The sequence below is a fragment of the Phyllobacterium sp. P5_D12 genome, from assembly GCF_054049495.1.
On sequence record NZ_JBFUMG010000335.1, the window covers coordinates 1 to 4,996 of the forward strand.

Genomic DNA, 4,996 nt, shown 5'->3' on the forward strand with positions numbered 1-4,996 from the left:
GCTAACGGCCAGCTTCATGGATTACACCATGCCGCGCGCGCAGAACCTGCCGTCGTTTAACATCATGACGACGGAAACGCCCTGCCCATCAAATCCACTCGGAATCAAGGGGTGCGGCGAGGCGGGAGCAATTGGTTCGCCCCCCGCCGTGATCAACGCCATCACTGATGCAATCCGTAACAACAATCTGACCATGCCGGCTACACCGCAAACTGTGTGGAATGCCATCCAGGCGGCGAAGTGAGGGGAAATCATCATGTATGAGACACAGTATCATCGCGCTGCCTCCGTTGAAGAGGCTGCAAGACTGATGGGTGAAGCCGAAGATGGCAAATTCCTGGCTGGTGGAATGACCCTGATTCCAACCATGAAGCAGCGCCTGGCGTCGCCGAGCGACCTTATAGATCTCAGGAGAATCGAAGCGTTGAAAGGCGTCACGGTCGATGGGCGCACCGTGCGGATTGGCGCGGTCACGACACATTACGATGTCTCGACTAATGAGGAACTCGCAAAGATATGCCCAGCCATTACCAATCTCGCTGGCCATATCGGCGATCCGCAGGTGCGAAACATGGGCACGATTGGCGGGTCGATCGCCAACAACGATCCGGCTGCTGACTACCCGTCGGCGCTATTGGCGCTTGATGCGACGATAATCACCAGCCAACGCTCCTTGCCCGCATCAGATTTCTTCATAGGCCTATTCGAAACGGCCCTTGCGCCAAACGAGATTATTGTGGCCGTGGAATTCGTTGGGCCGGATAGAGCGGCTTACAAAAAATTCCCAAATCCAGCTTCACTTTATGCAATGGCCGGTGTTTTCGTTGCCAAATCGGGCGACAATATCCGTGTTGCTGTAACAGGCGCAGGCGAGGGCGGCGTTTTTCGTCTCAAAGATGCAGAGACGGCACTCGCCGGAAACTTCAGCCCCTCGGCGCTGGATAGTCTCGCGGTGGATCCGGACGTACTCCTTTCCGACATGCATGCTTCTGCCGACTATCGTGCCAATCTGGTCAAGGTCATGACGAAGCGTGCTGTAGCGGAGATCACGAACAGGCCGATGTGAGACGGACATCCCTCGCGGTGTGGCGGCAGCACCGCTAGGCTGCACAAACCGCCGTCTTTGCCGTGTGATATTCCTGTTCAAGGCGGGCAATGAGGTTGCTTGCGGAAGCGATTTCTTTAACGGCCGAAATGCCTTGACCGCAGCCCCAGATATCTTTCCAGGCCTTGGCGCCGGTCGTCGCTGCCTCGAAGTCCATTTTGGAGGGGTCAGCCTCTGGCAAATGATCCGGATCCATTCCGGCCTTGGCTATTGATGGCTTCAGATAGTTTCCATGAATCCCGGTGAAGTAATTCGAATATACGATATCGGAAGAATTGGAGTCGACAATCATCTGTTTATAGTCATCGCCAGCGCGCGCTTCTGTGGTGGAGATGAAGGGTGAGCCGATATAGGCAAGGTCCGCGCCCATGGCCTGCGCTGCCAGAATGGCGCGGCCGGTCGCAATGGCACCCGACAGCAACAAAGGCCCATCGAACCATTCACGGATTTCCTGGACAAGCGCGAACGGCGAGAGCATTCCCGCATGGCCACCCGCACCTGCTGCGACTGCAATTAACCCGTCCGCGCCTTTGCGAATAGCTGAATTCGCATGGCGGTTGTTGATGATGTCGTGAAGGACAATACCACCATACGAGTGGATGGCCTCGTTCACCTCCGGCACCGCTCCCAACGATGAAATAACGATGGGAACTTTGTATTTTACGCACATCATCAAATCGTGTTCGAGCCGCTTGTTCGAGCGGTGTACAATCTGATTCACGGCAAACGGCGCAGCAGGGCAGTCGGGGTTTTTCTCGTCATGACTGCGTAGGTCTTCCGTAATCTCTGCGAGCCACTCGTCGAGCTGTGCTTCGGGGCGGGCATTCAAAGCCGGAAAAGATCCAACAATTCCGGCCTTACACTGGGCGAGCACGAGCGCTGGATGTGAAATAATAAACAACGGAGCGCCAACCACCGGAATTCGCAACTTCGACTTCAAAATATCCGGCAAGGCCATTGTCCATCTCCAAATTTTGACGTTAGCGTAAACGTAATTTGCTTTACCAGAGCTGATGCATTGGGGGCAAGTGAAAGGTAAGTGATATTATGATCGAGTGGCGATGCAGCGTTTCGAACAATAGCGTTCATAATTCGAAACGGCCATCATTGCGCCGTGCGAGTCTTGAATAAGCAGCGAGATGCGTTATGGCTAGCCAATCATGGGAGCCGTGTTGAAGGGATAATTGTCGAGTTGGAAGCAATCGAGCAAGCGATCAGGAATGCGTTGGCCAAAGTCGATGTCGGGAACCCTGCGATTCGGCAGAAGGTTTACGAATCGGCTTGGGGAGCGCATGAGCGTTCGCTTGCGGCAAACGGGGCGTTGGACGATGGGCAACGGGACGAACGCCGCGAACGGCTGAAGGACGCAATCACCAGGATCGAAAAAGAAGTTCAGACAACTGGTTCGATAGCGCCTCCGGTGCCTGCGCCAGTTGTTGAAAGGCGTGAACCAGTGCTTTCGCAGTCTGCGACAAGGATCGAACCAACGATTGATGTTGGACGGGAACCTGAACTTGACGCGCCGGAACTGATATCGGATGGACCTGTTACTACCGACAATTATCGCCCGGACCGTCTGCGCCCACGGCTGAAGCGAAACACGGAACGCAAAAAGGCGAGCGGCCTAACCAAATTTGTTATAATTCTTGCCATCCTGGCCCTAGCGCTCGGTCTGCTTTGGCTTGTTGCTTCCGGAATCATCAATTCGAAACCGTCCAGCATCCCGCCAAGTACCGGCAATCCGGCCGTAAGCGGTAGCCATGAGCCGCTGAAGGAAGGCGAGTTGTCGCCTGAGGGTAGCTGGATTACGATTTTCGATCCGTCTGATACAACTCAGGTATCTGTCGCCGGACGGGCGACGGCCACGATCGGTGGTGATCAGGTAGAGAAGTATCTACGTATCAAGTCGCCTGGTGAAGCCGATGAAGTTAGTTTCCAGGTCGGCCAAGGCGTTCTCGAACAGCTTGCCGGTAAAAACACGATGTTCGATATCGTGGCCAAGAGCGAGGATGGTGCCAGGACGCAAATGGCGGTGAGCTGCGACTTCAGGGATCTGGGTGATTGCGGACGCACGCGTTTCGATGTTTCCGATGCGAGCAGCGAGTATCTGGTGCAGAAGCAATTTCCGGCGGACAAGAAACCGGTTGCGGGCGGCGCGATCAAGATCAATTCGGATATAACCCAGGCGGGAAAGTCGGTCGATATCATCTCGATTCGCGTCCAGGTCACGAATTAGAAGAAGATGGAGCGCGCGTTTCTATCTTCTGGCGATCTGATTGCCGACCGMCGTGCCTCCTATGCTGATATGCTATTCGAAACCGGAGACTATGGTGCGGCTGCCGACCTCATGCGGCAAGCACTGGAGATAACTCCCAATTGGACTGCCGGCCTTTTTCGGCTTGGCGAGATGCATGAGGYGGCGGGGCAGGGTGATGCCGCGGCTGAAGCTTGGCGCAAATTGCTGCAGCTCGATCCAGACGATCGCTTTGGCGCAGGATTGAAGCTAGCAGCAACCGGCCACGCTGCCGTACCGGAAACGCCGCCGACAGCCTATGTCGAAACCCTATTCGACGCTTATGCGCCAACCTTTGAAACAGCGCTTTTGGAGAGACTGGAGTATCGCGTCCCCGAATTGCTGGCGAACGCGATCAAGGTAGCTACGCCGGAACGGCGTTTCCGCTCCGTGCTTGATCTTGGCTGCGGTACCGGCCTGATGGGTCCGTATTTCCGTGCCGATGCCGATGAACTAGGCGGCGTGGACCTCTCCGATGCCATGCTGCAGAAGGCTGCCGAAAAACAAGTCTATGACATTCTTATCAAAGGCGATGTCAACGAACTCGATACGCCTGCCCAAAGCGCCGATCTCATCATTGCGGCGGATGTCTTTGTCTATGTCGGTGATCTCCACCGTGCATTCAACAATGTCGCCGGGGCCTTGGTCCCGGATGGGTTGTTCGCATTTTCCGTTGAGAACCATTCGAGCGACAATGGGCTGATCTTGCAGCCATCGCTACGTTACACCCATTCCGAAAGCTATGTTCGGCGGGTCCTGGCGGAGAATTCCATGACATTGGTAAGTTTGCAGCAGGAGACCATCCGTCTTGATCGGGGCAAACCCCTGCAAGGGCTTATTGTCGTCGCGAAGCCCGACATCTGATTAATCTTTGCGGAATACCAGTCTTCCCATCCAACCAGTCACGACGGCAAGGAACACGGCAAAAAGACCGTAAAGCAGGCTGTATTGATTGGCGGCGCGGTAGATGCGGAACTCCAGCCCCGCTTTGACAATGTTGAGGCTCGTCGAGCTTTCACGCAAGAACTCACCATTGCGAAACAGATATGCGCGAGCAATGTGTTTGCCCACAGGCACGTTGGCGGGCAATGAGAGGGTCGCCCGGAACAACGTGGATGACAGGAATTGCACGTCGCCAGGGCGTTGATTGTACAGACGCTGTTTGAGCTTCAGCCGGGGCAACTCCTTAGTGAACTCCTTCAGGGATTCGCTCGATCCAAAGCCGTCAGGCATTGGCTCGTAGAAGATATTGTTGACCCCTAGGCTAAGCTGGCCGAATATTTTCGGCGTTGCTATATCCTGCAGATTACGGGTTGATGCGAGCGAATAGGATGCCGGAATGTGTTGGAACGATACGGATTCCGCATTGACCCAAATGCCAAAAAATCTGTCCTTGCGTCGCACGACAAAATCCCTCTCGGGACCTTCCAGAACCACAACGATATCATAGCGACCTTGCCGCTGGATAAGCGGATCAGCATTGTCCAATGCACCGAAAACCGTCAGGTCAGTGCCTCGGAAACCGGACGTAATCGCAATCGTGTCAGTAGAGAGACCGATTTCAATAGTTTCCTTGTTGCCAGGCAATTGCTGTGCGT

Annotated in this window: 5 protein-coding genes and 1 pseudogene; 4 read left to right on the forward strand and 2 right to left on the reverse strand. The window is 54.9% G+C overall.

Translation table 11 applies throughout. The features are described from left to right. Both ACXJ5O_RS18660 and ACXJ5O_RS18665 read left to right on the forward strand, forming a co-directional pair. Nucleotides 1-244 (forward strand): annotated as a pseudogene (locus ACXJ5O_RS18660) (xanthine dehydrogenase family protein molybdopterin-binding subunit); the annotation flags it as partial. A 12-nt stretch (nucleotides 245-256) separates the two neighbouring features. Further along, entirely contained in the window at nucleotides 257-1,066 is an 810-nt protein-coding gene (locus ACXJ5O_RS18665) for an FAD binding domain-containing protein (RefSeq protein WP_457301202.1), read from the forward strand. A 34-nt stretch (nucleotides 1,067-1,100) separates the two neighbouring features. On the opposite strand, the gene ACXJ5O_RS18670 is transcribed toward ACXJ5O_RS18665, so the two are convergent. Then, complete coding sequence (locus tag ACXJ5O_RS18670; RefSeq protein WP_457301203.1) at nucleotides 1,101-2,063, reverse strand: NAD(P)H-dependent flavin oxidoreductase; 963 nt, start codon at nucleotides 2,061-2,063, stop codon at nucleotides 1,101-1,103. A 234-nt stretch (nucleotides 2,064-2,297) separates the two neighbouring features. Between ACXJ5O_RS18670 and ACXJ5O_RS18675 the strand changes: the two genes are divergently transcribed. Then, nucleotides 2,298-3,341: a hypothetical protein gene (locus tag ACXJ5O_RS18675; RefSeq protein ID WP_457301204.1), complete on the forward strand. Its 1,044-nt coding sequence runs from the start codon at nucleotides 2,298-2,300 to the stop codon at nucleotides 3,339-3,341. Between the two features lie 6 nt (nucleotides 3,342-3,347). Continuing rightward, entirely contained in the window at nucleotides 3,348-4,262 is a 915-nt protein-coding gene (locus ACXJ5O_RS18680; RefSeq protein WP_457301205.1) for a methyltransferase domain-containing protein, read from the forward strand. Here the strand turns inward: ACXJ5O_RS18680 and ACXJ5O_RS18685 are convergent. After that, nucleotides 4,263-4,996 (reverse strand): TIGR02186 family protein (locus ACXJ5O_RS18685; protein WP_457301206.1); only part of this gene is annotated, 734 nt, incomplete at its 5' end.

Coding starts and splice junctions, on each gene's coding strand:
- ACXJ5O_RS18665 (WP_457301202.1), top strand. CDS start 257: ATGTATGAGACACAGTATCATCGCGCTGCCTCCGTTGAAGAGGCTGCA.
- ACXJ5O_RS18670 (WP_457301203.1), bottom strand. CDS start 2,063: ATGGCCTTGCCGGATATTTTGAAGTCGAAGTTGCGAATTCCGGTGGTT.